The following is a 23,054-nucleotide window of genomic DNA, read 5'->3' as shown; positions in this document are numbered from 1 at the left end:
CAACTCTCGGCTCCAACGAGAAATTGGGGAAATGTGGAAAGTAGCTATTAATGAAAAATCCATAGGGTTTGATCCTGAGGCTGGATTGGCATCGCCAAATAGGCCGGGGTGGAAATGATGAAAGAGCAAGTTCTAACAGTTGAAGAAGCATATCGAGCGATGTTCTATTTTCTTGAGGGAGAGTATGAGCTAACAAAGTCTGATGAGCTGGGGGGGAATCCTTGGTTCATTGCCATGGCATATTTGGACGGATGGGAGACCCGCTGATCCTGCTGCGTGGCAGGACTGGGAAACCGCTGTGCGAAAGGCGTTGTCGACCAATGATAAGGTTTCTTGGAAATCCGGGGATTCAGAAATTTAGTAAACGTGTTGTAAGGCAGAGTGGCCCATAAATGACCTGGTGTATTAAGGTAAGTGGTATGAGCCTACTTGACCGGATTGTCTTGAGCTTGATTGGAAAATGGGTGTCAGCCTGCAATTGCGTCGTGTTGAAGCGGGAAGGCTTAGATAAGCGATCTCGCTCGGGAATTATCGAAGGTGTTTCAAACCCATGTACGTACTGAAAGACTTCTGCTGAAAAACCGCGCCAGAAAAATTCCGGTTTCGTAAGTTGACTCCCACCGACGGCGCCTCGCCCTCATCGCAAGGCAAGGACAACCTGGACGCGTTGGCCAAGGATCAGGCGGCCGGGCGCGTCGACGCCGAGGACTGCGCCTGGGGCGCGCAGATCTTCCTGGACTGCCCTGTGACAATGCCGCGCAGCAAGGGCTCGTGAGCGGATCACGGATCCTTGGTGGCCTGGGTCTTCATGCGCCCACGGGTAGAATCCGATACGCCATATCCATGAAGCATCCAAGATGAGCGAGCATTTTTCCGACGACGAAATCCAGTCGCTTCGACAACACGGCATCGCCCTGTTCGCCGACCGTGTCCTGATCGCGGTCCAACCGCCCATGAGCGAGGCGCGCATCGATGAGATCGAAGCGATGTGCGCCGGCCCCTTGCCCGGTGCGCTGCGCGAATTGTGGCGCCTGACCGCCGGCGGTGAATTGGCCTATGACCTGCATGCGCGGATGGACGGCAACGAAGAAGCGCTTAGTTGGTCCGAACTGTTCTATGACGGCAGCGACCACTACCGCGACCTGGCGGGCTGGATCGAGCACGAGCAGGAATGCGCCGAAGAGGCCGCCGGGGAACGCGGCGAGGCCTGGGACGGCAAGCTGCGTTATCTGCCCATCGGCGGTTTCGAATATTGCGACCGCATTTATGTGTGCCTGGAGCCGGGCGCGCAGGCCGGCGGCATCGTGGCCTGGAAGCAGGGGCTGCCGGGCTGGACGCACGCGCTGCAACAGGATGGCGTTGCGACGATCGCGGCCGATCTGCTTGGCGCGTTTGCCGAGCTGTGCCTGGAGGAAGATCCCGAGGACCCCGACAGCACGGGGATACGCCTGCTGGAGTATCTGGACGAGCGCGTGGCGGATCACGGCATGCCGCAGGCCTTGGCGGACAAGCTGACGGCGTTCTACCGGCGCGCTTTGGTGGACTGGCGCGGACCGTTGGCGGCCGGGACGCTGGGGCGGTCGCCGCGGCTGGCCAATCTGGCATTGAGGCACGCGCTGGCCAACGATGACGGCGCGCTGGTCGGCCAGTTGGCGGCGCAGGGCATGCGCCTGGATCAGCCGTTGCGTGGCAGCGCGACGGCGCTGGATGTGGCGTTGATGCAGCATGCCCACGCGGCGGCGCAGGCGCTGTTGCGGGCCGACGCGCCGGTCAGCGCGGATGTGTTGCATCGCTTCGATCGCCAGCCGCCCGCCGAGTTGGTGGCGCAGTTACTGGCGCGCGGGGCGCGGGCCGACGGCCTGGGCGCCGCGCGTTGCGTGGCATGCGGCGCGCCCGATGCCGCGCGCCTCATCGTTGCCGCTGGTGGCGAGGGGATGGGCGCCGCGTATGCCGAGGCGCGCGACGCCATGCTGACACGTTACGAGGAAGACCTGCGCCGCGTGCGCGCCGGCAAGCTGGGGCACTACCTGGGCGCGGACGGCCTGGCCGAGCGCATCGCGAACCTGCGGGCGTTTTCGATCTGAGGCTGTGCGCGGACGCCGCGCATCTTGCGCCCATCCCGCGCATCCCGCGTATCCCACGTATCCCTATCGCGCCGCGTCCCGCCAGGCCGCGTCGGATGAGCCCAACGCGCTCGCCGGGTAATCCCACGATTCGGGCGTGCCTTCGATCCGCATGGGCGGCTTGACGCGCCGGGCCGGGCCCCATGACGTTTCCTCGATCGCCGCGGACCAGTCCGCTTCGCTTTCCGGGGCCAGCGCCGGCCCGCCTTCCAGCATGCCGCCATGCGTGATCAGCAACTGCGCGCTGCGGGCCAACGACGCGCGCGTGCTGCCGCCGGCGCCCGTCGCAAGCCGTTCGGTCAGCCCGCGGATCGCCGCGGCCGCCATCAGATAGCCGGTGGCGTGGTCGAGCGCCTGGCACGGCAGCGGCACCGGACGGTTGGCGCCTTTGGCGCGCATGCCGGCCTCGGCGATGCCGGTGCTCATCTGCACCAGGCTGTCGAAGCCGCGGCGCGCCTGCCAGGGGCCGCTCCAGCCATAGGCGTCGAGCGACACGTCCACCAGCGTCGGGTTCAACTGGCGGCGGCGCTCGGCGTCCAGGCCCAGGCGCGCCAGGGCGTCGGCGCGGTAGCCGTGGATCAGCACGTCGGCGCCGCCCAGCAGGCGTTCCAGCGTGGCCAGGCCCTCGGCGGACTTGAGGTCCAGGCGCGCGCAACGCTTGCCCAGCACGACTTCGGGCACGGTGCCGGGCTCTTCCCAGCCGGGCGGATCGATGCGCAGCACGTCGGCGCCATAGCCGGCGAGGAAGCGGGTGGCGACGGGGCCGGCCAGGATGCGGGTCAGGTCCAGCACGCGCAGGCCTTGCAGGGGCCGTTGCCGGCGGACGCGCCATTGCGGCCTGGCCGCGGTGGGACCGGCGTCGCGGTGCAGGAGCGGCTCCTCGGCCACGCCGCGGCCTTGCGGGTGCTGGCGCCAGGCGTCGATGCCGCGCATGGCCGCGGCGCAGCCGTTGCGGGCGACCACGGCCGCTTCCAGTTCGTCGGCGCGCCAGCGCGACACGGCCTGGGCCACGGCGTCGCGGTCGGCGGCCACGCCCAGCACCGCCAGGGCGGCGTCGCGGTGATGAGGCGCGTTGGTATGCAGCCGGATCCAGCCGTTCGCGGCGCGGTAGTCGCCCGCCACGGCGTCCCACAGCGGCGGCGCGCTCCAGCCGACCGGACGCAAGGTGGTACCGAACCAGATCGAGGCCAGGCGGCGGTCGACCGTGACCTGGCCGATGGCGCCAGGACCGGTCGAATCCGGGCCGGCCGCGCCGGCGCCGGCCGCCGCGAATTCAGCCATGGCCAGCCCGGCCGCGCCAATGGCGGCGGTGGCGAATTCGGTGACGGCGAAGACAGATGGCAAGGCGCCTTCGCCGGTGATGGCCACGCGCGCCAGGTGCGCGGGGTCGCCGCCGGCCGCCAGCCAGAACTGGCGCAGATAGTCGGCAATGGCGGGCGAGGGCGGGAGGGCGTTGGCGGACATGAGGCTTCCTGGTCGTTTGAGAATGCCGTCAGGATTATTCTTCTCGTATTAATTGTCAATATTGATTAATCTAATCAACTTATTGGTCCAGCCTCAGGGCATGACGGTCGCCATGCCGTGCCCGGGCCTCGTTTTCCCTTCGTTTCCCCCTTCGTAGCTGAACGCCGTCCGCCACCGTCCGCCCTCATGCCCGATTACCTGACTTCCGCCGCCGCGGCCGCCCGTCTGGGCGTGTCGCGCCAGACCCTGTATGCCTATGTGAGCCGCGGGCTGCTGCACGCCGAGTCCGGCGCCACCCCACGTGAAAGCCGCTACCTGGCCGAGGATGTGGACAGGCTGGCGGCGCAGCGCACGCGCGGGCGCAAGCCCAGGGAGGTGGCCAAGGCCACGCTGAATTGGGGGCTGCCGGTGCTGGAGTCCGCCATCACGCTGATCGATGACGGGCAGCTGTTCTATCGCGGGGAAAGCGCCGTGGCGTTGGCCGGTTCGCGTTCGGTGGAGGCGGTGGCGGCGCATCTTTGGCAGTGCGACCAAGCCATGGCGTTCGGCGCGCCCGCGCCGGTGTTGCCGGGCGACCTGGCGGCGTTGTTCGCGCGGCATCGCGGCCAGCGCGCCGAGGCCGCGTTGTTGCCGTTATTCACGGCGGCCAGCGATGACGACGCCACCGCGTTGTGGCAGCGCTCGCCCGAGCGCCAGGCGCAGGGCTGCGGCGCGCTGGTGCGCACGCTGGCGGCCTGCCTGTTGCAGACCCCGCCAGACGACGCGCCGATCCACGCGCAATGCGCCCGCGCCTGGGGCGTGGACGAGGCGGGCGCGGACCTGATCCGCATGGCCCTGGTGCTGTGCGCCGACCACGAATTGAACGCCTCCAGTTTCACCGCGCGCTGCATCGCGTCCACCGGCGCCAGCCTGCGCGCCGGCATCGTGGGCGGGCTGGCGGCGCTGACGGGCGGCCGCCACGGCGGCACCACGGCGCGCGCCGAGGCGATGTGGGATGAACTGGAACGCGGCGATGCCGGCGCGGACGCCGGCCAGCGGCTGGCGCGTGGCTTGCGCGAACGGTTGGCGCGGGGCGAAGATCTGCCGGGTTTCGGGCATCACCTGTATCCGGCCGGCGATCCGCGCGCCAGCGCCTTGCTGGCGCGGATACTGCCGCGGCGTCCCGACTGGCAGGCGCTGATCGAACAGGCGTTCCAGCTGGCCGGGCAGCGGCCGTCGGTGGACTTCGCGCTGGTGGCGGTGCGGCGCCACCTGGGGCTGCCGCCGGGCGCGGCCTTCGGCTTGTTCGCGCTGGGGCGCTCCATCGGCTGGCTGGCGCACGGGCTGGAGCAGCGCGGCAGCCAGGATGTGATCCGGCCGCGCGCGGCCTATACCGGCGCGCATCCCGACGCGGCTTGAACGCGGCGTCCGGCGCTGACACGGCATGCCGTGTCGGCGCCGTGGGGCGCGGTACGGCGCGCGCCGCGGGCGTCAGGCCTTGGACAGCGTGACCTGGCCGAACGTCATCCAGACGTGCGCGGTGTCCGAGGCCTGCGCGCGGTAGGAACCGCTGGCCTCGCCCAGCCGCATGGCGACGGCGGTGAATTCCCAGGCCAGGGCGTCGTCGCAGGGCACCTTGCGGTGGGTGTACGCCTCCAGGCCATGGGCCTTGCCGAAGGCCAGCGCCAGCTGGGCGTGTTCGGCCAGTTCGGCGGGCACGGAGGGATGATCCCAGCCCCACAGGAAGCTGCCGTCCTCGCTGTTGGAGGTGCCGACGATCTGCACCGGCGCTTGCGCGGTGATGCCGCCGGGCAGCTGGAACACGATCAGGCCGCTGTCCATGTCCACGGACCATTGTTCGGCTTCGTCCAGGTGCCAGGTGGCGCAGTGCGCCGAGGTGGCGGCGCGCATGCCTTCCAGGCTCTGGGCGATGTAGGCGGAAACGTCGAAGGGCTGCGTGGTGTCGGACATGCGGGGCTTTGCGGGTGATGGAAAACCGATAGGGTACCCGCAAAGGCATGCTGCCGTGACGTAGTGGCGATGGCCTCGCGCCGGTCCCTGCCTAGTTCCGGGGACGCGCCAGCGCGTAGACGCGGGTAGCGCGTCCGTAATGCGTTTCGACGGCGCGGAAGGTGAAGCCCAGTTTCTGCAGCACGCGCTGCGATCCCAGGTTGTCGGGCCAGGTGACGGCCAGCAGCTCCGCGCAGTCGAGCGCGCGCCAGGCGTAATCGCACAGCTGGCGCGCCGCCCCGGTGGCATAGCCGCGTCCCCAGGCTGACCGTTGCAGGCGGTAGGCCAGCTGCAACGCGCCAGTGTCTTCCAGCCGTGTCAGGCTGATCCAGCCCACCGCCACGCCGTCAGGATCGACGACCGCCCAGTGGCCGATCGCGTCGGGCGGCGTCTTCAGCCAATCCAGCAGTTCCTGGCGGCGCGCCTGGGTGGCGGGCTTGACGCCGGTGCTGTGGCGCATGACCTCGGGGTCGGATTCCAGGGCCAGGATCATGGGCACGTCGTTTTCGCGCAGGCGGCGCAGCGTGACGGTCGGGGCGGGCGGCATTGTGGCGGCGCTCAATACGTCAGCGGCGCGCCGGTCACGACTTCGTACAGGAACCGGTCCAGCCGCTCGGTCTGGCCATCGGGCCGGTCGAAGAAGGGGGCTTTTTCCAAAGCCGGCAGCGTGGTTTCCAGGTAGGCGTGGATCAACGGGAAGCGCGGGCCGTGTTCGGCTTCGCCGGCCTGCATCTTGATGGCCAGCAGCGCGTTGATCTCGTCGCGCAGCGCGGGGTCGGTGACCATGGCATCGGCCAGGTCGGCAAAGCGCATCGGCGGGATGCCGCGGCCGCTGTCGATCCATTGCGCGGCCAGCATCGGACGCAGCACGTACAGGTATTTCTTGAGCCGCACCGTGTCGCCCTGCAGTGATTCGCGGAAATTGCGGCCGGCCATGGACACGTAATGCCAGCGGCCCTTCATGTGCGAGAAATACGCGCTGCGAAAGTGCCGCAGCCAGGCGCTGGTGGCCTCGTCCTGGCGGTACAGCACGGGCGAATCCAGCCACTCGAACAGGGTGGGGTTGGAGCCGCGCAGCAGTTGCAGCGCCTTGCGCAATTCCCAGCCGGACACGTCCAGCTCGTCGTCGATGGGCAGTTCGATCACGTCGCGCTGGGGCGCCACGCGCAGGTACCAGTCCAGCTTGTGCACGTACAGGAAGCGCACGTCGTAGTCGCTGTCGGGCGAGGCGAAGCCCCAGCCGCGGCTGCCGGATTCGCAGGCGAGCAGGACGCGCACGTCGTGACGCTGTTCGATGTGTTCCAGCGTGGCCATGACGCGTTCGCGGACGGCCGGATCGATGGGATGGGCATGCAGGATCGAGGTCATGCGTCCAATGCTAGCACTTCGTCCCGCGGGCGCGATGCGCGTGGCGAGCGGCGGCGCGTTGCGGTCCCGCGCGCGTTTGCCATTCAATGATTAGGCGGCTTATCATGTGCCTCCATATCAATTTTCCGAAAGCACATGCCAGCCGTTCATCCCGCCATGTTGGAACCCAAGCACCATGCCTTGCTCGACGAGGCCGCCCGTCGCGGGCTGCCTTCGTCCGACGGTATCCGGCTGTGCTTCCAGGTGCTGGCCCTGGCCGGCGCCATCGACCGCGACTGCGCCGCGCGCCTGGCGCCACGGCAGTTGTCCGAAGGCAAGTTCGTGCTGTTGTTCCTGCTGCATGGCCAGGCCGGCGGCCTGTCGCCGCACGAGCTGGCGGCGCGCGCGGGCGTGACCCGCGCCACCGTCACGGGCCTGCTCGACGGCTTGGAACGCGATGGCTTCGTGTTGCGCCAGCCGGGCCAGGACGACCGGCGCCGCGTCACCGTGACGCTGACGCCCAAGGGCAGGGCGGCGGCGGCGCGCCTGTTCAAGGAGCACGCGCAATGGATCGGCTCGCTCTTCGACGGCCTGTCGCAAGCCGAGCGGCGCCAGCTTGGCGACCTGTTGGCCAAGGTCTGGCGCGGCACCGACAGCGGGCGCGCGGCGCCGGCCGGAGCCGCGCCATGAGCGCCGCGAAACCCGCCGGCCGCGGCGTCAAGGACATCGGCGCCGATCGCCTCGCGCAACTGAACGCCGGCGCGCCGGCCACGCACCTGACCGAATGCCTGGCGGTGGACTTCGCCCGCCTGATGCAGGCGCTGGCGCCCGAGGTCGGCGCCGCAGGCATCGCGCGCATGCGGGCCGCGGCGGCGCTGGGAATTTCCCGGCGCATGGCGCTGGCGGCGCGGATCCTGGGGGAAAGCCTGGGCGAACCCGGCATGGCGCGCATGGCGGCGCAGGCGTCGGATACCGCGCGCGGCTGGGCCTGCTTCATGGTGGGCGCCGCGCCGGGCCTGTCGCTGGCGCAGCGCCTGGCGCGGATCCGGCCGCTGGCCGACGACGCGCATTTCGGTGTGCGCGAATGGGCCTGGCTGGCGGTGCGGCCGGCGCTGGCGGCGGACCTGGACGCGGCCCTCGCGCAACTGCAGGCGTGGACGGCATTGCCGTCCGAGCGCCTGCGCCGCTTTGCCAGCGAAGCGTTGCGGCCGCGCGGCGTCTGGTGCGCGCACATCGCCGCGCTCAAGGCGGATCCGGGGCAGGCGCTGCCGCTGCTGGAGCCGCTGCGCGCCGATCCGGCGGTCTATGTGCAGGATTCGGTGGCGAACTGGCTGAACGATGCCAGCAAGGACCAGCCGGACTGGGTCCGGCGGGTGTGCGCGCGCTGGCTGACGCACAGCCCGGTCGCGGCGACGCAACGCATCTGCCAGCGGGCGCTGCGCACCATCGGGGCGTAGCGCGCCGCGGGCCGCGCAGGCCACGCGGCTATCGATCGCCATTGCGAACGGGCCGCGAGCTGTTCAAGCGTGCGCTTCGGCCGCCAGCGCGGCCTGCACGGCGGGGCGCGATTCGACGCGGCGCTGGAAATGCACCAGCTCCGGCCAGCGCGCCAGGTCCACGCCGAGTTGGGGCGCCCAACGCAGCACCGCGTACAGGTAGATGTCGGCCACGCCGTAGCGGTCCTGCACCAGGGCCTGCCGCGCGTGCAGCGCGGCGGCGACGTAGTCCAGGCGCTTTTCCAGGCGACCCTGCCACCACGCGCGCGCCGCCTCGGGCAGATCGCGGTTGAACAGCGGGCCGAAGCCGCCGTGGATTTCCGCCGAGATGAAATTCAACCATTCCTGCAACTGGCTGCGGCCCCAGCTGCCCGCGGGCGGCGCCAGGCCGGCTTCGGGCCGCAGGTCGGCCAGGTATTGGCTGATGGCCGGGCCTTCGGTCAGCACCCGGCCGTCGTCCAGCCGCAGCGCGGCCACATAGCCCTTGGGATTGATGGCCAGGAAATCGCCGCCGTCGGCGGTGCGCTTGCTGCGGTTGTCGACCCGCACCAGGGTGAAGGGCAGGTCGAGTTCGCGCAACAGGATGTGGGGCGAGAGCGAGCAGGTGCCGGGAGCGTAATAGAGTTTCATGCGGGCAATCCGGAAGAAGGGAACGCCAGGATGCCGCGCCGCCAAACATCCGTAAAATTACTTCTTCATAAACATGCAATAAGCTGGGCTGATGCCATGATGAACCTGATTCACTGGCGGCTGCTGCTGGCGGTGGTGGACGCCGGCAACATCACGCACGCGGCAAGGCAGGTGGGCATGACGCAATCGGGCGCCAGCCAGGCCATCGCGCAACTCGAACACCACCTGGGCGCGCCGCTGTTCACCCGCGAACGGCGCCAGAGCGTGCCGACCGCGTTGGGGCTGCGGGTCGCGCACGAGGCCCGCGCCATGCTCGCCGCGCTCGACCGCATCCAGGCGCTGGCGCGCGAGGCGGTCGGCGCGCCGGGCGGGGTGTTGCGGCTGGCCAGTTTCCCGATGGTGTTCTCGACCATCCTGCCGCCGGTGCTGCGGCGTTTCCGGCAATTGCATCCGGCCATCGACGTGGTGCCGCTGGAGGCCAGCGACAGCGAGATCGAAGACCTGCTGGCGGCGGACACCGTGGACGTGGGCGTGGTGTTGAATCCGCCTGCCGGCCGCGCCACCTGTCCGCTGGGCGAGGACCACTGGGTGGCGGTGCTGCCGGCGGCGCATCCGCTGGCGCGCGGCGCGTCGGTGGCGCTGGCGCAATTGGTGGCGCAGCCTTTCGTGCTGGCCACCGGCGGTTGCAGCGTGCATGCCGGCAGCGTGGCGGCGGACGCCGGCCTGGCGCTGGCCGACGTGCGCGCCACCGTGATGGAGTGGTCCAGCGCGCATGCGCTGGTGCGCGACAATGTCGGCGTGGCGTTGGTGCCGGAACTGACCCTGCCGGAGAACCGGCGCGGCTTGCGGGTGTTGCCGCTGGCCGAGCCGGTGCGGCGCCGTTTCGCGCTGGCCGCGTCGCCGGCCGCCGCCGGCTCGGCCGCCGTGCAGGCCCTGTTCGCAATGTTGCGCCAGGATGACCGCCGCGCCTGACGCGGCGGGGCGCGGCGCCGCGCGCGGTCATCGCGGCGACATCGTGGCCGCCTACCATCAGCGCTTTTGGCCGAGGTCCTATGATCATCCGCAATGCGCAAGCCGGCGACAGCGCCGACATCGTTGAACTGCTGGCCCAGCTGGGCTATCCCGGCACCGCGGGTTTCGTGCCGGAGAAGATCGAGCGCCTGCTGGGGCACCGCGACGCCGAACTGCTGGTGGCCGAGGACGGCGGCCGGCTGCTGGGGTTCATCGGCCTGCATTTCATGGTGCAGCTGGCGCTGCCGGGGGACTTCTGCCGCATCACCTATTTCTGCGTCAGCGACGCGGCCCGCGGCAGCGGCGTGGGGCGGGCCCTGGAAGAGGCGGCCGAAGCGCTGGCGCGCGCCCGCGGCTGCGACCGCATCGAGGTGCATTGCCACGAGCGCCGCGTCGATGCGCACCGCTTCTACTATCGCCAGGGCTACGCGGAATCGCCCAAGTACCTGATGAAGTCCTGCCGCGGCTGAGCGGCGGCGGGGGCGGACAGGTTGGCCTGCCGGCCTTGCTCTCGTGTAGTCTTGCCCGTACCAACGACAAGTCCAAAGGACGGGCATGGAAGAGACAACCCAACAGACAAATCAAGAGGCCATCCCAGGCCAGCCGCTCGACTGGGCGGCGCTGGTCGACGACCTGAACCGGCTGCTGCGGCTCAAGACCACGGTCATCGGCATGAAGCTCTACCAGGACGAAGCGGCGCTGGCCGGCGTGAAGGGACTGCGGCGGCCCAAGGCCACCCACACCACCGACCAGATCGTCGGCATGGCGGCGCGGCTGGGCTGGACCGTCGGCATCACCGGCGATGACCTCGTCGGGGCGCAGTGCCGCGCGGTGATCGGCCTGGGGCCGCAGGACGAGGCCTGGCGCAGCGGCAAGGAATACGTCGGCGTCTGGCACGCCACCGAGGCCGACGCGCGCGCCCGCCAGGAAGCCCTGTCTTGTGTGCCGGCGGGCAGGTATCGGGCCATGGTGGTGTCGCCGCTGGCCTCGGGCCGGCTCGATCCGCCCGACATCTGCCTGGTGTACGCCACGCCCGGGCAGATGATCACCCTGATCAACGGCCTGCAATGGAAGAACTACCGGCGCTTCGACTGGAGCGTGGTGGGCGAGACCGCCTGCGCCGATTCCTGGGGGCGGGCGCTGGCCACCGGCGAGCCCAGCCTGTCCTTGCCCTGTTATGCCGAGCGCCGCTACGGCGGCGTGCCGGACGAGGAAATGCTGATGGCGCTGCCGCCGCGCTACCTGCCCATGGCGATCGAGGGAATGAAGGCCTTGTCGGCCAATGGCCTGCGCTATCCGATTCCGCCGTATGGCATCCAGAACGACGTGCGCGCCGGCATGGGCGTGAGCTACGCGCAGCCGCCGCGCGCCTGAGGCGAAGCCGCCAGCCACGGGCGCCGCGCCTGGCCTGAATTGGCCCCGGACCGGGCCGTGGCCCTGGCCGTCAGGCGCCCGCCAGCGCCGCCGCCAGCGTGCGCGCGGCCGGCCCCAGCGGCTGGTCGATGCGGTGCGCCAGGTAGACCTCGGTGGCCACCTGGCTGCCGCGCCCCAGGCTGCCGGTGGGCAGGCGTAGCAACCGGCCCTCGGCCAGGTCGCGTTCGACCAGCCACAGCGGCAGCCGGCCCCAGCCGACGCCGGCCAGGATCAGCGCATGCTTGGTGTCCTGCCCGCTGACCCGGCAGGTCTGCGGCGACAGCACCGCGAAGTCACGGCCGGCGCTGAGGGTGGATGGGTCGATCTGCACCACCTGCAGGTGGTCGGCCAGTTCGGGCGTGGCCAGTGGCGCGCCGTCGGCCACGCGCGCCGCCAGGGGATGGTTGGCGCCGACCACGGCGACCATCTGCACCGAGGACAAGGCCTGCATGGCGATGCGCGGATGGCGGAAATGCTCGCCGGCGATGATGCCCAGTTGATGGCTGCCGTCCAGCAGCGCGGCGATGGGGCCGCCCAGCGGCAGCACCGCGACGCGCGTGGCCACGGACGGATAGGCGGCGCGCAGGCGGTTCAGCGCGGCGCCAACCTGGGCGATGGGGTACAGGGTGTCCACCACCAGCGACAGTTCCAGCTCCACCCCTTCGCCCAGCCCCTGGGCGCGGGCGCGCATGGCGTCCACCCGCAGCAGGATGTCGCGCGCGTTGGCCAGCAGCGCCTGGCCTTCCGGTGTCATGACGGGCCGGTGGCCGCCGCGGTCGAACAGCTTCACGCCCAGCTGCGTTTCCATGTTGGCGATGGCGTGGCTGACGGCCGACTGCACTCGCGCCAGCTGCTTGGCCGCGGCGCGGAAACTGCCGGTGTCGGCCACGGCGGCGAACACGCGTAGCTGATCCAGGGTGAGGGCGTCTATCATCGTGCGTCCTGATCTATTTTCAAGATCGGTTCCATCAAAAGATTATCACTTATCAGAATCGGTTCCGGCCGGCATGCTGGCGGCATTGCAAGCGAGGAGAGGCAAGGATGGACAAGGTGGAAGGCGCGGCGCGGGCCGGCCAGCCGGCGGCGACCCGTTGGGGGGCGGTGCTGGCGATCGTGGGCGCCGGGGTGGTGGCGTCTTTGCAGGTGGGCAAGGTGATCATCGCGGCGCCGCTGCTGCGCCGTGACCTGGGACTGGACCTGGCGTCGATCGGCACGCTGACGGCGGTGTTCTCCATCCTGGGGATGGTCGGCGGCATCGCCGCCGGCGGCATCATTGCGCGCTTTGGCGCGCGCCGCATGCTGCTGTGGGGCCTGGCCACGGTCGCGGCGGGCACGGCGGCGGGCGCGCTGGCGCCGGGTTATGGCGTGCTGCTGGCCTCGCGCGTGGTCGAGGGCCTGGGCTTCCTGCTGATCACGGTGGCCGGGCCGGCGGCCTTGCAGCGCCTGGTGCTGCCGTCCAGCCGCGACCTGGCGTTCGCGCTCTGGAGCTGCTACATGCCGGCGGGCATGGCGATCGCCATGCTGGCCTCGCAGGCGTTTGGCGACTGGCACGCCTATTGGTGGTGCGCCGGCGCCGCCGCGGTGATCGCGCTGGGCTGTATCGCCGCGCTGGCGCCGCCGGTGCCGGGCGGCGCGGCCCTGTCCTGGAACGGTTTGCGCCGCGACACCACGGACACCCTGGGCGCGGCCGGGCCGATGCTGCTGGCGGCCTCGTTCACGCTCTACAGCCTGATGTTCTTCGCGCTGTTCACCTTCCTGCCGGTGTTGCTGATGGACAAGCTGGGCCTGCCGCTGGCCACCGCCGGCCTCTACAGCGCGGTCGCCAGCGCCGCCAACATCATCGGCAACCTGGGCGCCGGCGTGCTGCTGTCGCGCGGCTGGCGCCGTTCGACCCTGATTGCCTGCGCCAGCGTGGCGATGGGCGTGGTGGCGCTGCTGATCTTCCGATCGGTGTTCGCGGCGATGCCGACGTTCCTGCTGTGCGTGCTGTTCTCGGCCGTGGGCGGCCTGATCCCGGCGACGCTGCTGGGCACGGCGCCACTGGTGGCGCCGCGGCCGGCGCTCACGGCGGCCACGGTGGGCCTGGTGATGATGGGCAGCAACCTGGGGCAGGTGATCGGCCCGGTGACGGTGGGCGGGGTGATCGACCGCTATGGCTGGGCGCAGGCTTCGCTGATCGTGGCGGCCGCGGCGTTGGGCGGCGTGGCCATCGCCTGGCGCCTGCGGCGGCTGAACGGCGCGCAACTGTAGGCGCCGTCGCCACCCCGGCATCGATTGTCATGCGGGCGGCCTATCATGGAGGCTCGCATCCCGTGGAGTCCCCATGTCTACGCCTGCCCCGCGCCTGGTCATTTTCGATTGTGACGGCGTCCTGATCGACAGCGAAATCATCGCCGCGCGCGCCCAGTCGCGCGCGCTGGCCGAACACGGCATCGCCATCACACCGCAAGAAGCTGCCCGGCGCTTCGCCGGCATCCCCGATGCCGACATGTGGCAGACCCTGCAGGAAGAGAACGCGCGGCCGCTGCCGCCGGAATTCCCGCGCCAGTACGCCGACCGCCTGCAGGACACCTTCCGCCAGGAATTGCGCGCGTTGCCCGGCGTGCACGAGACCCTGGCGGCGTTGCGCCAGCGCGGCATCGAGTATTGCGTGGCCTCCAGCAGCACGCCGCCCAAGCTGGAAGCGGCGCTCAAGCTGGTGGGGCTGTGGGAGGCGTTCGCGCCCAATGTATTCAGCACCGCGCAGGTGGCGCATGGCAAGCCGGCGCCGGATGTGTTCCTGTTCGCCGCGCGCCAGATGCGCACCGCGATCCTGGAATGCGTGGTGGTCGAGGACAGCGTGCCCGGCGTGCGCGCCGCCCGCGCCGCGCGCATGCGGGCGGTGGGCTACATCGGCGCCTCGCACAACGGGCCGGACCAGCGCAAGCGCCTGCTGGACGAAGGCGCGTTCGAGGTCATCAGCGACCTGCAGCGCCTGTCGGAGATCATCTAGGGCCGCCACGCGCCCGGGCCGCCTGGCATGGGCGCGGTGGCGACGCGCCCATCAACGGCTCTTGGCGATCACGCCCGTCATGTATTCGTGCAGATCCCGGAAATCCTTGACCGTCCAGGCATGCGGAGGCACCTTCACGCCATTCTCGCGCAATGTCCTGGGAATGAGGTCGCCGTTGGGGCGGAGGATGACCGAGGACACGATGACACCCGGATAGTCGATCAGCCGCTTCTTGAACGCCGCGGTGGTGAGGTCCGGGGTAGGCGGATTGCTTTTCCTGGCCAATGGCCCGGTGCCCTTGATGTCCGCGCCGTGGCACATGGCGCATCGCTGCTGGAAGAGATTCCTGCCGTTGATGTTCTCGGCCAGGGCCGGCGGCGTTTGAATGAGCGCGGAGAATCCCAGCGCGGCGATGCATGCTGTTTTTGTTTTCATGTCGTCGTGTCGTATCGATCGGGCCCCAGGACGGGGGCCCGGCATTCTAGACCGTGGCCGCGGGCCTCGCCACGCGCCGATGCTAGGCGGGCAGCGGCTCGGGCTTGACCCGCACCGCGCGCAGCACGCCGATCATCAGCAGCACGATGCCGGCCAGCGTCAACGGCTGCGGCAGGCTGCCTCGCAGGATGAAGGCATAGGCCAGCGCGGCCAGCGTCTCGAACACGATCAGTTGCCCGGCCAGCGCGGTCGGCAGGCGCTGGCTGGCTTCGTTCCAGCACAGCGTGCCCAGCCACGAGGCGAACAGGCCGATGATGATCATGAGCCCCAGGAACACCTCGGGACGCGGGCCCAGCGGCATGTCGAAGCCACTGCCGGTGGCGGCCATGCCGCCCCACAACAGGCCATAGCCGGCCAGCGCCAGCGGCAGGGTGGCCACGCCCTGGGCGGTGGCCCAGGTGCGCGGACTGCGGCCAGGATGGTCGCGCAGCCAGTCGGCGTTGCGCAGCGGATACCAGGTCCAGCACGCCACCGCGCCCAGCGCCAGCACGGCGCCGATCGCGTAGCGCGACAGGTCGGCATCGGCTTGCTGGCGCAGGGCTTGCAGTTCCGCCTGGTTGACGCAGGCGATGCCCAGCGCGATCAGCGCCAGCGAGGGCGCCAGCCGCTTCCAGGGCAGCCGGCCGTCGCGGCGCGCGTTGCGCAGGTTGGCGCAGATGGCGATCACCACTGGCAGCGTGCCGATGATCATGGTCGGCACCGGGCCGCCGGCGCGCTGGATGGCGCTGGCCAGGCACAGGTAGTACAGCAGGTTGCCGATGGCGGCCAGCTTCAGGGCCTCGATCCAGTCAGCGCGACTGAGCTGGCGCAGCGCCTTGCGGTCCAGCCAGGCCAGCGGCAGGGCGATCAGGCCGAAGGCCAGGTAGCGCGCCACCGATTGCAGGGCGGCGGGGTATTCCGGCAGCAGTAGCGGACCGACGAAAACCAGCCCCCACATCAATCCGGCCGCCAGGGCGTACAAGGTTCCTGCCCACATGAAGATTCCCTACGTGTATGCGATAGACGGGGCAGTCTAGCGGCGGCTGGCGAGGCCGGTCTTGTACCAGATTGCTGCGCGCCGCGACCCTGGCGCGGCTGCCGGGCGGCTCAGGCCCGCACCTGCTTCTGGTAGCGGGCGGGCGTGACGCCGTAGCGGCGGGTGAAGGCGCGGGTCAGGTGGGCCTGGTCGGTCAGGCCGGCGGCCAGGGCGGTCTGGGCCGGCGTTTCGCCGGCGGCCAGCAGGCGCTTGGCCTCGAACAGGCGCAGCGCCATCAGCGTCTGCTGCGGCGTGGCGTGGTAGTGCGCCTGGAAGCTGCGCAGGAAGTGGAACGGACTGAGGCCGGCGACGGCGGCCAGTTCCTCCAGCGTCAGGCGGCGCGCCAGGTTGGCGCGCAGGTAGTCGATGACCGGCGCGAAACGCGGCGCGCCTTGCGCGCGCGGCGGTCGCGGCACACGGGCGTGGCGGCGGAATTCGGCCAGCAACGCGAACAAGGCGCTATCGAACGCCAGCGGCTCGCGCGCGCGCCACAGGGTGTCCAGCAGGGCGGTGACGCGTTGGGCGCCGGCGGGGTCGTGGCCCACCGCGCAATCGAACCACCAGGCGGCCTCGCCCGTCACCTGCTCGACCACGTCGGGGTCGATGTACGCCATGCGGTAGCGCCAGCCGCCCGCGGTCTCGGCGCGGCCGGTGTGCAGTTCGTCGGGATTCATCAGCACCACCGAGCCCGAGGGCGCCAGGTGCTCGGCGCCCCGGTAGCGAAAACGCTCCACGCCGGCTTCGATGGCGCCCAGGCCGAAGGCTTCGTGGGTATGCGGTTCGAAGGCGTGGCGGATGATGTGGGCGCGGTACAGCTCGATGCCGGGCCGCTGCGCCAGGCGCCGGAATTCGGCGCGGTCATCGGCATGGTCGAAGGCCTGCGGCACGCCCGCGAGCGGCGGTTCGGCGTGCGTGTCAGGCGCGGCGCGGAGGCCGCCGGCGGCGGGATGGGATGAGGCCATGGCGGGATTTAAGCACGTCCGCCCGGGATCGGCATGCGCCATCGCGGGCGCCGACCGGCGGCCGGGCCGCGGCGATCCGGCGCGGCGGGGGCATCAAGGCGCGCGCATGGCCCGCGCCCGCGCCAGCAGCATTTCACGCTCGCGGGCGTTGCGCGTCATACCGGCGGCGCGCTCGAATTCGGCCAGCGCTTCGGCATGGCGCCCGAGCTTGGCCAGCAGGTCGCCGCGCACGCTCGGCAGCCAGTGGTAGTTGGCCAGCGCCGGGGCGCGCGCCAGCTCATCCGCCAGGTCCAGCCCGGCCTGCGGGCCGAAGGCCATGCCCACGGCAACGGCGCGGTTCAGTTCCACTACGGGCGACGGCATGGCCTGCGCCAGCGCGTCATACAGCGCCACGATGCGCGCCCAGTCGGTGTCCTGCGGCTGGCGCGCGCGGGCGTGGCAGGCCGCCAGGCCGGCCTGCAGCGCGTACGGGCCGCTGGCGCCGCCCAGGCTTTCGGCGCGCGCGAGCGCGGCCAGGCCGCGCCGGATCAGCAGCGTGTCCCAGCGACCGCGATCCTGTTCCAGCAGCAGCACCGGCCGGCCTTCGGCGTCGCTGCGCGCATGCAAGCGCGAGGCCTGCAGTTCCATCAGCGCCACCAGCCCGTGCACCTCGCTCTCGTCGGGCGTCAGCTGCGCCAGGATGCGGCCCAGCCGCAGCGCTTCGTCGCACAGCGCCGGGCGCATCCAGTCTTCGCCGGCGGTGGCGGCATAGCCTTCGTTGAAGATCAGGTAGATCACTTCCAGCACCGAGGCCAGCCGCGCCGCGCGTTCCCGCGGCCCGGGCACCTCGAACGGCACGCGCGCCGCCGTCAGGCTGCGCTTGGCCCGCACGATGCGCTGGGCGATGGTCGACTCCGAGGCCAAGAAGGCGCGCGCGATCTCGGCGGTGGACAGCCCGCCCAGCAGACGCAGCGTCAGCGCCACGCGCGCCTCGGTCGACAGCAGCGGGTGGCAGGCGGTGAACACCAGGCGCAGCAGGTCGTCGCCGATGTCGTCCTGGCGCGCGGCGTCCAGCGCCTCGACGAAATCGGGTTCGACGTCGGCCTGCAGCGCCTCCAGTTCGTGGCCGATCTGCTCGTGCTTGCGGCGATGGATGGCGTCCAGCCGCAAGCGGTCGCGGGCGCGGTTCTTCGCGGTGGTCATGAGCCAGGCTCCCGGGTTGTCCGGCACGCCGGTCGCCGGCCAGCGCTCCAGCGCGGCCACCAGCGCGTCCTGGGCCAGTTCCTCGGCCAGGCCGACATCGCGCACCAGGCGCGCGACGCCGGCGATGACGCTGGCGGCCTCGATGCGCCAGACGGCTTCGATGGCGCGGTGGGTTGCCGCCGATCCGGCCGTCGTGGTCATGCCTGCGGCGTCGCGCCGGGTTCCATGTAGAACACTTCCCAGATGTGGCCGTCCAGGTCGTCGAAGCCGTGTCCGTACATGAAGCCATGGTCCTGCGGCGGGCGCGGCGCCGTGCCGCCGGCCGCCTTGGCGCGCGCGACCAGGTCGTCGACCTCGGCGCGGCTTTCGCACGAAAGCGCGATCAGGGATTCGGTGGCGCCCTTGGCATCGACGACCGGTTTGTTGGTGAAGCCCTGGAAGAAGTCCTTTACCAGCAGCATGACGTAGATGTTGTCGCTGACGACCATGCAGGCGCCCTGGTCATTGGTGAACTGCGGATTGAAGCTGAAGCCCAGGCTCTTGAAGAAGGCCTGCGATTTCGCCATGTCGGCGATGGGGAGATTGACGAAGATCTGCTTGTGCATGATGGGTCTCGTGGCGTGGGGCGTTGAAGGGGCGGCGCGGCTCACTGGCCGTTGCCGGGCAGTTCGCGGAAGCGGTCGATTTCCTTGCCGGGGCCGAAATCGTCCAGTTCATACAGCTGGCGCACCTCGATTTCGCAGGGCTGGCCGGGGAAGGGGTCGGGAAAGCGCAGCGTCCATTGCAGGGCTTCCTCGCGCGAACGCACCTGGATCATGGTGTAGCCGGCCACCAGCTCCTTGGTGTCGGCGAACGGCCCGTCGATGACCTGGCGCTGGCCGCGGTCGTCGTAGCGCACCCGCCAGCCCTTGGACGAAGGCTGCAGGCCGCTGGCGTCGAGCAGCACGCCGGCCTTGGCCAGGCCTTCGTGGTAGGTCGCCATGGCATCGAGCAGGCTGGCCTCGGGCAGCTTGCCGGCCTCGCTGTCGGCGTTGGCGCGGACGATGATCATGAATCGCATCGGGGATCTCCTGGTATCGATGGGCCCGGCCACAAGGCGCGGCAGGGTCGGTACTGGCACGACGCATGAGGCGGGCGCGAATCGACAGGGAGACGTGCGAATCAGGGTAAACACCTAGTCCGGCCGCCACGCCAGCCCGCGCGGCAGCGACCCGGCGCTACATGAAACAGGGCCCCAACTCGCGCACCTCCACCGTGGCCCAGCGCGCCGCCGGGCATTCGGCGGCCAGCGCCAGCGCCTGTTCGCGATCCTCGCAGTTGAGCAGGAAGAAGCCGCCGATCATCTCCTTGGCCTCGGCGAAGGGGCCGTCGACCAGCGTACGCTGGCCGTCGCGCACGCGCAGCCGCACGCCGTCGGCGTCGGACTTGAGGGATTCGGCGCGCGCCAGCAGGCCGCGCGCCTGCAATCCTTCGGCGTAGCGCACCATCTGGGCGTAGACGTCGCGCCCTTGCTCGGGGGTGCGCTCGGCGCGCTGGCCGGCGGGCTCGACGATGAGAAGCATGTACGGCATGGACGGTTCCTGGTGGCAAGGTCGGCGTATGTGCCGGCGCTGGCGCGCGTCGCGCCCGGCCGGCAGCCGCCAGATTACGCTGTTTGCGGCGCGCCGGACAGGTTCGCGTCAGCCTTCCTGGAAGATGGCCTCGATGGGCTGGCCGAACACGCGCGCGATGGCAAAGGCCAGTGGCAGGCTGGGATCGTAGCGGCCAGTCTCGATGGCGTTGACCGTCTGGCGCGAGACATCCAATTGCTCGGCCAGCGCCGCCTGGCTCCAGCCGCGTTCGGCGCGCAGGTCGCGGATCCGGTTCTTCATCGATGGCGCAGGTAGTCGATGATAGTGGTGGCGAGCCAGGCGACGGCCATCAGCGGCCAGACGAAGAACATGCTCAGGCGCGGAAAGCCGGCCAGCTCCAGGAAGCCGTAGGCGAAGGTGATGGCGGCGGTCACGGCGGCGGCGATGGCCAGGTGTTCGGCGGTGATCTTGCGCACGAACTCATCCGCCCGGCGGACCTGGCGCGCCACCGCGCGGATGACCAGCAGGATCGCGAGCACCGGGCTGGCCAGCAGGGCGGTGCGCGGCGCGCCCGGCTCCAGCAGCGTGGCGGCATACACCGACAGCGCCACCAGGGCCACGTAGAGCGCGATGGCGGCGCCGAATTCCTTCAGGTAGCGGCGCCTGGCCTGGGTTTGATTCATGGGGGACATCTCCGGGTGTGTAAAGCGTGCTTGACATTGTGGCGGGGCCAGAACGGGATGTCAAGTTTGCTTTACATCCGCGGTCAAAACAAAACCGGCCGCGGCTGGTTCGGGGTAGACGCTGGCGCGTCAGGACTTGCCGGCGGCCGGCGCGGGGGCGCCGGCCTTGCCGTTGGCGGCGCTGGCCGGCTTGCCCGCGTCCCCCTTGGCCTCGGCCTGCACCGGCTTGGCCGGCGCGGTGATGTCCATGATCAGTTCCACGCGCCGGTTGGCGGCGCGGCCGGCCGGGGTGTCGTTGGACTCGATCGGGCGCGTCTCGGCGTAGCCCACCGCGCGCAGGCGGCTGCCGGCCACGCCGTCGCGCACCAGTTCGCGCAGCACGCTGGTGGCGCGGCTGCTGGACAGTTCCCAGTTGGAGGCGAACTGCCGCGTCTGGATCGGCACCGGATCGCTGTGGCCCTCGACCGAGACCTGGTAGTCATTCTTGTTGAGGATGGCGGCCAGCCGCTTGATCACGTCCAGGCCCGACGGGCTGAGGGTGGCCTGGCCCGAGGGGAACAGCAGCTCGTTGCTGATGCGGAAGCTGACCGATTGTTCGTTGATGATGACGTCGACCGAATTGCCCAGGTCGGCCAGCCCCAGCGATTCCTTGGACGGCGCCTTCAGGGGCGGGGCGGCTTGCGCCACCACCTCGCCATCGCTGTCCGCGGCATCGGCGGCGACGCTGGCCGTCGTGGCCGGCGCCGTGGGTTCGGCCCAGCTGGCGGGGATGGCCGGCATGTCGAATTCGGCGTATTCGCCGTCGTAGGCGGGCAGGCCCTTGGCCGCCAGGCTGCCGACGATGTCGACCTGCGTTTCGCCTGGCTCGGGGAAGCCGCCGTGCAGGCGCGCCACGGCCAGCATCACCACCAGCATGGCCAGCAGCAGTGTGATCAGGTCCAGGTAGCTGAGCAGCCAGTTCTCGGCATCGCTTTCGACGGTTTCATCGACGTGCCAGCGGGCGTAGCGATCCTTGCGGTCGCTCTTGCTGGGGCGCCAGCCGCTGTTGGCGGCCGCCTTCTGCGCGCGCAACTGGGCCTGGCGGGCCTGCTCGATCCGCTGCGCCAGGGAGGGGGAAATCAGGCTCATTGGCGCGCGGCGGCGGGGCGGGTGATGGACACGGGCTTGTTGGCGGCGGCGGACACCTGGCCCTCGGCCTTGGCGCGCGGCGCGGCGGCGCCGCCGTCGTAGATTTCGTCCTCGACGTGCATGACGAACGAGTTCAGGGTTTCGCGCACCACGGCCGGGCCGCGCTTCTCGCACATCATGGAGATGCCCTGCAGCACCATGTTCATGGACTCGACGCGGCGCGCGGTGCGGCGTTCGAGCTTGACGGCGATGGGCTTGCACACCAGGTTGGCCAGCAGGATGCCGTAGAAGGTGGTCATCAGGCCGATGGCCAGCTGCTGGCCGATGGTGGTCATGCTGCCGTCGCCCAGCACCGACATCAGGTTGATCAGGCCGACCAGCGTGCCCAGCATGCCGAAGGCCGGCGCGAAGGTGGCCATCACGCGGAACATCTGCGCTTCGGCCATTTCGCGGGCCTTGAGCCGCGCCACGCGCCATTGCAGCAGTTCGATGATCTGGTCTTCGGGGGTGTTGTCGATGATCAGCTGCACGCCGGTGCGCAGGAACGGATTGCTGACCTTCTTGAGTTCCTGTTCGACCTTGTGGACGTCGGTGTTCATCCACAGCTGCGCCATGTTGACCAGTTCCTCGATGTCGCGCTGCTGGTCGTGCTGGTCGCTGCGGAACACCGTGACCACCAGCTTGAACACCCGCATCACTTCGGACAGCGGGTAGGCGATGAACAGCGCGGCGCAGGTGCCGCCCAGCACGATGGCCAAGCCCGGCAGGTTGAAGTACATGCCGGGGTTGGTGGCGGCCAGCGCGATGACGATGACCAGGGTGAGCAGGCCGACAACGGCGCCGATGACGGTAGACGGATTCATGGATCTTGCCCGATAGCTAGCGCATCCGGTTCACGGAATGCGGGATGGTGGCAAATTCTAGCCACGGGCGGGTCGCGCCAATCCGTCGGAAAACGGGGCGAAAGGGGCGGTAAGCGCCGGCTTGAACCGGCGTCCGGGCGCGGGGCCCCAGGAGAATAATCGGGGCCGGATTTGGTTTCAGACGGCCGGCGGATGCCGGGCGCGCCATTCGTCGCGCGTGATCTCCCAGATCTCGGCCAGCTGGCGGCCAGAGACGAAACCGCGTTCCTCGGTCGCCACCAGCCGCATCCCGGTCCGCTCCGACAGCCGGCGCGAGCCCTCGTTGGCCGCCGCCTTGGGCGCCCGCAGCACCGGCTGCCCGAGCACGTCGAACCAATAGGCGGTGACCGCCTCGCTGGCCTCGGTCATGTAGCCCTGGCCGCGGTATTCCGGGTCGAGCCAGAAACCGCGGTTGTTGCCCGGTTCGTCGCGCATCAGGCTGATGATGCCGATCAGGCGTTGCGGCTCGGCGCGCGGGCGCAGCGACCAATGCCACTGCCTGCCACGCCGCATCGCCGGCAGCGCCACCTGTTCCACGTAGGTACGGGCGCCGTCCTCGGGATAGGGCCAGGGCACCTGGTCCGCCAGGTAGCGCACCACTTCCCATTGCGGAAAGATGCGCTGGATGGCGGGCGCATCGTCCAGGCTCAA

General features: G+C 70.1%; 28 protein-coding genes. 10 read left to right on the top strand and 18 right to left on the bottom strand.

Annotated features, from left to right (window positions below; all coding sequences use genetic code 11):
- The first annotated feature begins 610 nt into the window (after nucleotides 1-610).
- A complete protein-coding gene (locus DK459_RS30650; protein ID WP_024069095.1) occupies nucleotides 611-775 on the top strand; it encodes a hypothetical protein in 165 nt (54 codons plus the stop codon).
- Nucleotides 776-857: 82 nt separating this feature from the next.
- Nucleotides 858-2,084 (top strand): SMI1/KNR4 family protein, encoded by a 1,227-nt coding sequence (locus tag DK459_RS24080; RefSeq protein WP_024069094.1) that lies wholly within the window; start codon nucleotides 858-860, stop codon nucleotides 2,082-2,084.
- A gap of 63 nt (nucleotides 2,085-2,147) precedes the next feature.
- Here DK459_RS24080 and DK459_RS24075 read toward each other — a convergent pair whose 3' ends face one another.
- Nucleotides 2,148-3,587, bottom strand: a complete 1,440-nt coding sequence (locus DK459_RS24075; RefSeq protein WP_199234307.1) for a CoA transferase — start codon at nucleotides 3,585-3,587, stop codon at nucleotides 2,148-2,150.
- A gap of 186 nt (nucleotides 3,588-3,773) precedes the next feature.
- Here DK459_RS24075 and DK459_RS24070 point away from each other — a divergent pair, with 186 nt between their 5' ends.
- A complete protein-coding gene (locus DK459_RS24070) occupies nucleotides 3,774-4,985 on the top strand; it encodes a citrate synthase family protein (protein ID WP_076469654.1) in 1,212 nt (403 codons plus the stop codon).
- Between the two features lie 72 nt (nucleotides 4,986-5,057).
- Here DK459_RS24070 and DK459_RS24065 read toward each other — a convergent pair whose 3' ends face one another.
- The 3 genes from DK459_RS24065 to DK459_RS24055 all read right to left on the bottom strand — a co-directional run bounded on the left by DK459_RS24065 (nucleotide 5,058) and on the right by DK459_RS24055 (nucleotide 6,944).
- Nucleotides 5,058-5,537 carry a DUF6882 domain-containing protein gene (locus DK459_RS24065; RefSeq protein ID WP_006384532.1) on the bottom strand — a complete coding sequence of 160 codons (480 nt, stop codon included), beginning with the start codon at nucleotides 5,535-5,537 and terminating at the stop codon, nucleotides 5,058-5,060.
- Nucleotides 5,538-5,628: 91 nt separating this feature from the next.
- The gene (locus DK459_RS24060; RefSeq protein ID WP_054515076.1) at nucleotides 5,629-6,123 is read right to left on the bottom strand and encodes a GNAT family N-acetyltransferase; all 495 of its coding nucleotides are present in this window, start codon (nucleotides 6,121-6,123) and stop codon (nucleotides 5,629-5,631) included.
- An 11-nt stretch (nucleotides 6,124-6,134) separates the two neighbouring features.
- A complete protein-coding gene (locus tag DK459_RS24055) occupies nucleotides 6,135-6,944 on the bottom strand; it encodes a nucleotidyltransferase domain-containing protein (protein ID WP_110135114.1) in 810 nt (269 codons plus the stop codon).
- A 135-nt stretch (nucleotides 6,945-7,079) separates the two neighbouring features.
- Here DK459_RS24055 and DK459_RS24050 point away from each other — a divergent pair, with 135 nt between their 5' ends.
- Together DK459_RS24050 and DK459_RS24045 are read left to right on the top strand one after the other, a co-directional pair.
- Nucleotides 7,080-7,613: a MarR family winged helix-turn-helix transcriptional regulator gene (locus DK459_RS24050; protein ID WP_038503715.1), complete on the top strand. Its 534-nt coding sequence runs from the start codon at nucleotides 7,080-7,082 to the stop codon at nucleotides 7,611-7,613.
- Nucleotides 7,610-8,380 carry a DNA alkylation repair protein gene (locus tag DK459_RS24045; protein ID WP_110135113.1) on the top strand — a complete coding sequence of 257 codons (771 nt, stop codon included), beginning with the start codon at nucleotides 7,610-7,612 and terminating at the stop codon, nucleotides 8,378-8,380. Before DK459_RS24050 ends, DK459_RS24045 begins: the two co-directional genes overlap by 4 nt.
- Nucleotides 8,381-8,443: 63 nt before the next feature.
- Here DK459_RS24045 and gstA read toward each other — a convergent pair whose 3' ends face one another.
- Nucleotides 8,444-9,049, bottom strand: a complete 606-nt coding sequence (gene gstA, locus DK459_RS24040; protein WP_053498412.1) for a glutathione transferase GstA — start codon at nucleotides 9,047-9,049, stop codon at nucleotides 8,444-8,446.
- Nucleotides 9,050-9,145: 96 nt separating this feature from the next.
- On the opposite strand from gstA, the gene DK459_RS24035 reads away from it, so the two are divergent.
- The 3 genes from DK459_RS24035 to DK459_RS24025 all read left to right on the top strand — a co-directional run bounded on the left by DK459_RS24035 (nucleotide 9,146) and on the right by DK459_RS24025 (nucleotide 11,434).
- Complete coding sequence (locus DK459_RS24035; protein ID WP_110135112.1) at nucleotides 9,146-10,021, top strand: LysR family transcriptional regulator; 876 nt, start codon at nucleotides 9,146-9,148, stop codon at nucleotides 10,019-10,021.
- An 80-nt stretch (nucleotides 10,022-10,101) separates the two neighbouring features.
- The gene (locus tag DK459_RS24030) at nucleotides 10,102-10,530 is read left to right on the top strand and encodes a GNAT family N-acetyltransferase (RefSeq protein WP_047990972.1); all 429 of its coding nucleotides are present in this window, start codon (nucleotides 10,102-10,104) and stop codon (nucleotides 10,528-10,530) included.
- A gap of 85 nt (nucleotides 10,531-10,615) precedes the next feature.
- The gene (locus tag DK459_RS24025) at nucleotides 10,616-11,434 is read left to right on the top strand and encodes a DUF169 domain-containing protein (protein ID WP_110135111.1); all 819 of its coding nucleotides are present in this window, start codon (nucleotides 10,616-10,618) and stop codon (nucleotides 11,432-11,434) included.
- Nucleotides 11,435-11,504: 70 nt separating this feature from the next.
- Here the strand turns inward: DK459_RS24025 and DK459_RS24020 are convergent, their stop codons facing one another.
- Entirely contained in the window at nucleotides 11,505-12,407 is a 903-nt protein-coding gene (locus DK459_RS24020) for a LysR family transcriptional regulator (protein ID WP_058664609.1), read from the bottom strand.
- Between the two features lie 107 nt (nucleotides 12,408-12,514).
- On the opposite strand from DK459_RS24020, the gene DK459_RS24015 reads away from it, so the two are divergent.
- On the top strand, nucleotides 12,515-13,723 hold the full coding sequence (locus tag DK459_RS24015; protein ID WP_070541383.1) for a CynX/NimT family MFS transporter: 1,209 nt from the start codon (nucleotides 12,515-12,517) through the stop codon (nucleotides 13,721-13,723).
- Between the two features lie 73 nt (nucleotides 13,724-13,796).
- Nucleotides 13,797-14,465 (top strand): HAD family phosphatase, encoded by a 669-nt coding sequence (locus tag DK459_RS24010; RefSeq protein ID WP_024069085.1) that lies wholly within the window; start codon nucleotides 13,797-13,799, stop codon nucleotides 14,463-14,465.
- A gap of 51 nt (nucleotides 14,466-14,516) precedes the next feature.
- On the opposite strand, the gene DK459_RS24005 is transcribed toward DK459_RS24010, so the two are convergent.
- From DK459_RS24005 to DK459_RS23950, 12 genes are all read right to left on the bottom strand, one after another.
- Nucleotides 14,517-14,900 (bottom strand): cytochrome c, encoded by a 384-nt coding sequence (locus tag DK459_RS24005; RefSeq protein ID WP_024069084.1) that lies wholly within the window; start codon nucleotides 14,898-14,900, stop codon nucleotides 14,517-14,519.
- Between the two features lie 82 nt (nucleotides 14,901-14,982).
- A complete protein-coding gene (locus DK459_RS24000; RefSeq protein WP_024069083.1) occupies nucleotides 14,983-15,936 on the bottom strand; it encodes a DMT family transporter in 954 nt (317 codons plus the stop codon).
- Nucleotides 15,937-16,046: 110 nt separating this feature from the next.
- Nucleotides 16,047-16,937: an AraC family transcriptional regulator gene (locus DK459_RS23995; protein ID WP_080684540.1), complete on the bottom strand. Its 891-nt coding sequence runs from the start codon at nucleotides 16,935-16,937 to the stop codon at nucleotides 16,047-16,049.
- Nucleotides 16,938-17,030: 93 nt separating this feature from the next.
- Nucleotides 17,031-18,320: an RNA polymerase sigma factor gene (locus DK459_RS23990; protein ID WP_110135110.1), complete on the bottom strand. Its 1,290-nt coding sequence runs from the start codon at nucleotides 18,318-18,320 to the stop codon at nucleotides 17,031-17,033.
- Nucleotides 18,317-18,724 (bottom strand): VOC family protein, encoded by a 408-nt coding sequence (locus tag DK459_RS23985; RefSeq protein WP_006384318.1) that lies wholly within the window; start codon nucleotides 18,722-18,724, stop codon nucleotides 18,317-18,319. Before DK459_RS23985 ends, DK459_RS23990 begins: the two co-directional genes overlap by 4 nt.
- 41 nt (nucleotides 18,725-18,765) lie before the next feature.
- Entirely contained in the window at nucleotides 18,766-19,179 is a 414-nt protein-coding gene (locus tag DK459_RS23980) for a YciI family protein (protein WP_110135109.1), read from the bottom strand.
- 157 nt (nucleotides 19,180-19,336) lie between these two features.
- Nucleotides 19,337-19,690, bottom strand: coding sequence for a YciI family protein (locus tag DK459_RS23975; RefSeq protein WP_006384316.1), 354 nt, complete (start codon nucleotides 19,688-19,690; stop codon nucleotides 19,337-19,339).
- 108 nt (nucleotides 19,691-19,798) lie between these two features.
- Nucleotides 19,799-19,990: a helix-turn-helix transcriptional regulator gene (locus tag DK459_RS23970; protein ID WP_024069081.1), complete on the bottom strand. Its 192-nt coding sequence runs from the start codon at nucleotides 19,988-19,990 to the stop codon at nucleotides 19,799-19,801.
- Nucleotides 19,987-20,373 carry a hypothetical protein gene (locus DK459_RS23965; protein ID WP_006384314.1) on the bottom strand — a complete coding sequence of 129 codons (387 nt, stop codon included), beginning with the start codon at nucleotides 20,371-20,373 and terminating at the stop codon, nucleotides 19,987-19,989. Before DK459_RS23965 ends, DK459_RS23970 begins: the two co-directional genes overlap by 4 nt.
- Nucleotides 20,374-20,502: 129 nt before the next feature.
- Nucleotides 20,503-21,501, bottom strand: a complete 999-nt coding sequence (locus DK459_RS23960; RefSeq protein ID WP_110135108.1) for an OmpA family protein — start codon at nucleotides 21,499-21,501, stop codon at nucleotides 20,503-20,505.
- Nucleotides 21,498-22,364 carry a motility protein A gene (locus DK459_RS23955; RefSeq protein WP_006384312.1) on the bottom strand — a complete coding sequence of 289 codons (867 nt, stop codon included), beginning with the start codon at nucleotides 22,362-22,364 and terminating at the stop codon, nucleotides 21,498-21,500. Before DK459_RS23955 ends, DK459_RS23960 begins: the two co-directional genes overlap by 4 nt.
- Before the next feature lie 177 nt (nucleotides 22,365-22,541).
- The coding region (locus tag DK459_RS23950; RefSeq protein WP_370445617.1) for a GNAT family N-acetyltransferase at nucleotides 22,542-23,054 on the bottom strand (513 nt) is incomplete at its 5' end.

The organism is Achromobacter sp. RW408 (assembly GCF_003184165.1).
GTDB lineage: Bacteria > Pseudomonadota > Gammaproteobacteria > Burkholderiales > Burkholderiaceae_B > Achromobacter > Achromobacter xylosoxidans.
This window is presented reverse-complemented; position numbering and strand designations above follow the sequence as displayed.

Coding starts and splice junctions, on each gene's coding strand:
- DK459_RS24080 (WP_024069094.1), top strand. CDS start 858: ATGAGCGAGCATTTTTCCGACGACGAAATCCAGTCGCTTCGACAACAC.
- DK459_RS24075 (WP_199234307.1), bottom strand. CDS start 3,587: ATGTCCGCCAACGCCCTCCCGCCCTCGCCCGCCATTGCCGACTATCTG.
- DK459_RS24070 (WP_076469654.1), top strand. CDS start 3,774: ATGCCCGATTACCTGACTTCCGCCGCCGCGGCCGCCCGTCTGGGCGTG.
- DK459_RS24065 (WP_006384532.1), bottom strand. CDS start 5,537: ATGTCCGACACCACGCAGCCCTTCGACGTTTCCGCCTACATCGCCCAG.
- DK459_RS24060 (WP_054515076.1), bottom strand. CDS start 6,123: ATGCCGCCCGCCCCGACCGTCACGCTGCGCCGCCTGCGCGAAAACGAC.
- DK459_RS24055 (WP_110135114.1), bottom strand. CDS start 6,944: ATGACCTCGATCCTGCATGCCCATCCCATCGATCCGGCCGTCCGCGAA.
- DK459_RS24050 (WP_038503715.1), top strand. CDS start 7,080: ATGCCAGCCGTTCATCCCGCCATGTTGGAACCCAAGCACCATGCCTTG.
- DK459_RS24045 (WP_110135113.1), top strand. CDS start 7,610: ATGAGCGCCGCGAAACCCGCCGGCCGCGGCGTCAAGGACATCGGCGCC.
- gstA (WP_053498412.1), bottom strand. CDS start 9,049: ATGAAACTCTATTACGCTCCCGGCACCTGCTCGCTCTCGCCCCACATC.
- DK459_RS24035 (WP_110135112.1), top strand. CDS start 9,146: ATGATGAACCTGATTCACTGGCGGCTGCTGCTGGCGGTGGTGGACGCC.
- DK459_RS24030 (WP_047990972.1), top strand. CDS start 10,102: ATGATCATCCGCAATGCGCAAGCCGGCGACAGCGCCGACATCGTTGAA.
- DK459_RS24025 (WP_110135111.1), top strand. CDS start 10,616: ATGGAAGAGACAACCCAACAGACAAATCAAGAGGCCATCCCAGGCCAG.
- DK459_RS24020 (WP_058664609.1), bottom strand. CDS start 12,407: ATGATAGACGCCCTCACCCTGGATCAGCTACGCGTGTTCGCCGCCGTG.
- DK459_RS24015 (WP_070541383.1), top strand. CDS start 12,515: ATGGACAAGGTGGAAGGCGCGGCGCGGGCCGGCCAGCCGGCGGCGACC.
- DK459_RS24010 (WP_024069085.1), top strand. CDS start 13,797: ATGTCTACGCCTGCCCCGCGCCTGGTCATTTTCGATTGTGACGGCGTC.
- DK459_RS24005 (WP_024069084.1), bottom strand. CDS start 14,900: ATGAAAACAAAAACAGCATGCATCGCCGCGCTGGGATTCTCCGCGCTC.
- DK459_RS24000 (WP_024069083.1), bottom strand. CDS start 15,936: ATGTGGGCAGGAACCTTGTACGCCCTGGCGGCCGGATTGATGTGGGGG.
- DK459_RS23995 (WP_080684540.1), bottom strand. CDS start 16,937: ATGGCCTCATCCCATCCCGCCGCCGGCGGCCTCCGCGCCGCGCCTGAC.
- DK459_RS23990 (WP_110135110.1), bottom strand. CDS start 18,320: ATGACCACGACGGCCGGATCGGCGGCAACCCACCGCGCCATCGAAGCC.
- DK459_RS23985 (WP_006384318.1), bottom strand. CDS start 18,724: ATGCACAAGCAGATCTTCGTCAATCTCCCCATCGCCGACATGGCGAAA.
- DK459_RS23980 (WP_110135109.1), bottom strand. CDS start 19,179: ATGCGATTCATGATCATCGTCCGCGCCAACGCCGACAGCGAGGCCGGC.
- DK459_RS23975 (WP_006384316.1), bottom strand. CDS start 19,690: ATGCCGTACATGCTTCTCATCGTCGAGCCCGCCGGCCAGCGCGCCGAG.
- DK459_RS23970 (WP_024069081.1), bottom strand. CDS start 19,990: ATGAAGAACCGGATCCGCGACCTGCGCGCCGAACGCGGCTGGAGCCAG.
- DK459_RS23965 (WP_006384314.1), bottom strand. CDS start 20,373: ATGAATCAAACCCAGGCCAGGCGCCGCTACCTGAAGGAATTCGGCGCC.
- DK459_RS23960 (WP_110135108.1), bottom strand. CDS start 21,501: ATGAGCCTGATTTCCCCCTCCCTGGCGCAGCGGATCGAGCAGGCCCGC.
- DK459_RS23955 (WP_006384312.1), bottom strand. CDS start 22,364: ATGAATCCGTCTACCGTCATCGGCGCCGTTGTCGGCCTGCTCACCCTG.